This is a genomic window from Actinomyces dentalis DSM 19115, assembly GCF_000429225.1.
GTDB classification, from domain to species: domain Bacteria; phylum Actinomycetota; class Actinomycetes; order Actinomycetales; family Actinomycetaceae; genus Actinomyces; species Actinomyces dentalis.
Window position 1 is genome coordinate 1 of the sequence record NZ_AUBL01000088.1, and the last position, 3,168, is coordinate 3,168.

Genomic DNA, 3,168 nt, shown 5'->3' on the forward strand with positions numbered 1-3,168 from the left:
ACCTGTAGGTGCATTGAGACTCATCAGATCGCCGCGGGCGGCCGGGGCAGCGTCGGCGTCAGGGAGCACCACGCACCTGTAGGTGCATTGAGACCACATCTCCATTGCTGTACCAGTTCGCTATCGCGTCGTTGATGGGTACCTCCGTGCGCGCATCGGGATCGCGGTCGCGGGGCGCTGCGACCGGAACTCCCAGCAATCCGCCGCCCCACCTCATCCCCGCGCGCCGCAATATGGTTCTCCCGCCGGGAGCTCGGCCCCGCCGCAGACATCGGTGAGGCGAATCGCCCAACACCTCTTCCGCCGGGATCGGCACGGTCGACACGGCCGCGAGCGGCCGATCCCGGACCCGGCCCCGGAACTGGTCGCGCCGGCGCAAGCGCCGTTGATGACGGGCCGTCCCGACACTCGCATCCGACCCGGGTCCGTGACGTGCAGGCGGGGGTTTGCTATCCTGACTTTCCAGGGCGGAGGAACGTTGTGCGCTCGAAGATGTTCGAACACCGCCGTGCGGCGCCGCCTCCGAATATTCGAAAGGACCCGCGACTGACTGACTCGTCGGGGAGTGCAGTGAAGATGAATTCGGAATCCGCCGGACACCGCGAACAGCCGGATGTCCCGGGCGCCCCGAACGCCCCGAGCACTCGACCCCGCGCCTTCCATCGCCGCCGTCGCACCGACGGCCCTGCATTCACCCGCCCGGATCAGTACCTCGGCCAGAATTTCTACCCGCTGCGCGCCGCCTTCGCCGACCCCGCCGAGGCCACCGCCCCTCCCGCCACCGCCGCGGCCACGCCCTTCGAACGCCTCAGCTCGATCGAGGGCCTGGCCGGCGCCTGGCAGATGGTCCTGGTCAGGGACGCCCGCGACGGCCTCCTCCAGCGCCAGACCCGCCTCATCGCCGGAGACCTCGACCGCTTCCTCGCCGAGCTGTCCGCCTCCCTGCGCGAGGGCACCTACCTCCCCGCCCCGCTCCTGCGCGCCGACATCCCCAAGCGCACTCCCGGTCAGACCCGCGTCCTGCACATCCCCACCATCCGCGACCGCGTCGTCGAGCGCGCCGTCGTCAACACCATCGCGCACGACGCCGACCGGATCATGTCCCCCTGCTCCTTCGCCTACCGCACCGGCATCGGAGCCGACGACGCCGTCCACCACCTCGCCACCCTGCGCGACGACGGCTACCGCCACGTCCTGCGCACCGACGTCGAGGACTACTTCCCCAACCTCGACGTCGAGGACGCCCTGACGGTCCTCGCCCCCGTCGTCGGCTGCCCGCGCACCATCGACCTCATCCGCCTCATCGCCCGGCCCCGCCGCGCCCGCGGGGAGCGCCGCACTCGCAGCCGCGGCATCGCCCAGGGCTCCTGCCTGTCGCCGCTGCTGGCCAACCTCGTCCTGAACGACGCCGACCACGCCCTGAACGACGCCGGATACGGCTACGCCCGCTTCGCCGACGACATCGTCGTGTGCGCCCCCGCCCGGGACGACCTGCTGGCCGCCCGCGAGCTGCTCGGCTCACTCGTCGCCGCCCACGGGCTGAACCTCAACGAGGAGAAGACCGCCATGACCACCTTCGACGAGGGCTTCTGCTTCCTCGGAGTCGACTTCTCCCGCACCCGTCCGGCCGTCGACCCCCACCATGACATCAAGGGCGCCCCCAACCCCGACGAGGTCGTCTACGTCGGCCGCGACGGCGCGCGCGTCCACGTGAGCAAGGGGCGGCTGATCGTCAGCGGCGCCGACGAACTCCCGCTCGTCTCCATCCCCCGCAGGGCCGTCAGCCGCATTGTGCTCACCGGCGCCGTCGGGCTGTCCGCCGGGGCCCGCTCCTGGGCCCTGCGCAACGACGTCGACGTCATCTTCCTGTCCCGGCACGGCGGCTACCTCGGACAGCTCTCCGCCCCGCGCGACACCGCCAACGCGCGCCGACTGCTCACCCAGGCCGCCTTCGCCGCCGACGACGGGGCCCGCCTGCCGCTCGCCCGAGCCATTGTCCGGGCCAAGATGCACCACCAGGTCAGCGTTCTGCACCGCACCGGCCGGCGCGACGGGGGCGCCGACGTCGCCTCCTCGGCGTTCTGCACGCCTCCACGGACAAGCGCCCCAGCCTGTCGCTGGACCTCATGGAGGAGTTCCGCCCCCTGCTCGTGGACCGCACCGTCATGGCGCTGCTCCGCTCGCGGCGCCTGCGGCCCGAGCACGCCACCATTTCCGGCGACGGTGAGGGGGTGTGGCTGGACAAGAACGGCAAGAAGGTGCTCGTCGACGGTTACGAGGCCACGCTCCAGCGCCAGGTCAAGGGCGCCCTGCCGGGTTTCGCCGGCACCTGGCGGCGCCACATACACCACCAGGCCCAACTGCTCGGTCGGGCCATTGTCGAGCCCGACTACAGGTGGAGCGGCGCGTCATGGCGCTGACCGTCGTTCTCGCCTACGACATCGCCGCCGACTCCCGGCGCACCCGGCTCGCCGCCGCCCTGGAGGGCTGGGGGTACCGGATACAGGAGTCCGTCTTCAGTCTGCGGCTGGAGGACGACGAGCTGGGGCAGGTGCGCACGTGCGTCGACGAGATCATCGACGCCGACGACGACGTCGTCCACATCTATCCGCTGTGCGCCGCCTGCCTGGCGCGCGGCGAGGTCCACGGCACCGCCCCCGACCTCGACGACGGCGGCCTGTACCGCGGGGTGTGGTGAGGGGGCGGGGCCGAGGCGGCCCGCCCGCACAACCGCCGCACGGCCGCGGGGCCGCGCGATCCGGTGTCATATCAGGCCGAGGTCGGCCCTGACCCGATCCCAGGGGATGCTCCCCTCGGCGGAGACCTCCGCCCTTGCGGCGCGAGCCGCCTCGATGTCCTCCAGGGCCTCGGCCGCCGAGTGATCATGCCCGGAAGCGATGTCGTTCTTGCAGAAGACTCCGTTCGGATCATTATCCTTGCGGCGTCCTCGGATCGCCGGGATCCAGTCACACAAGCGGTGCCAATTCATGAGTGCAGTCTAGTGCGGGAGGGGAGGACCCGGGGCCGCACTGGACTGTGCGGCCCCTGTGCGCGCCGCCCCCGCTCCGCACTCCTCCTTTCCGCGGCACCGCGCCAATCCTCGCCCCTGGGCTGCCGTTCCTGGCGAGAAAGGCTCAATGCACCTACAGGTGCGTGGTGCTCCCTGAC

3 protein-coding genes and 1 pseudogene are annotated in these 3,168 nt (G+C 71.3%); 3 read left to right on the forward strand and 1 reads right to left on the reverse strand.

What is annotated here, in order from left to right:
• Window positions 1-843: 843 nt before the first annotated feature.
• The 3 genes and pseudogenes from G446_RS21590 to cas2 form a co-directional block, all read left to right on the forward strand.
• Window positions 844-1,998: pseudogene (locus G446_RS21590) on the forward strand (reverse transcriptase domain-containing protein); the annotation flags it as partial.
• An 83-nt stretch (window positions 1,999-2,081) separates the two neighbouring features.
• Entirely contained in the window at window positions 2,082-2,420 is a 339-nt protein-coding gene (locus G446_RS0113300) for a CRISPR-associated endonuclease Cas1 (protein WP_084779255.1), read from the forward strand.
• Entirely contained in the window at window positions 2,411-2,698 is a 288-nt protein-coding gene (cas2, locus tag G446_RS0113305) for a CRISPR-associated endonuclease Cas2 (protein WP_026410503.1), read from the forward strand. Before G446_RS0113300 ends, cas2 begins: the two co-directional genes overlap by 10 nt.
• 66 nt (window positions 2,699-2,764) lie before the next feature.
• Here the strand turns inward: cas2 and G446_RS21175 are convergent, their stop codons facing one another.
• A complete protein-coding gene (locus G446_RS21175) occupies window positions 2,765-2,989 on the reverse strand; it encodes a hypothetical protein (RefSeq protein ID WP_245574719.1) in 225 nt (74 codons plus the stop codon).
• Window positions 2,990-3,168 lie beyond the last annotated feature (179 nt).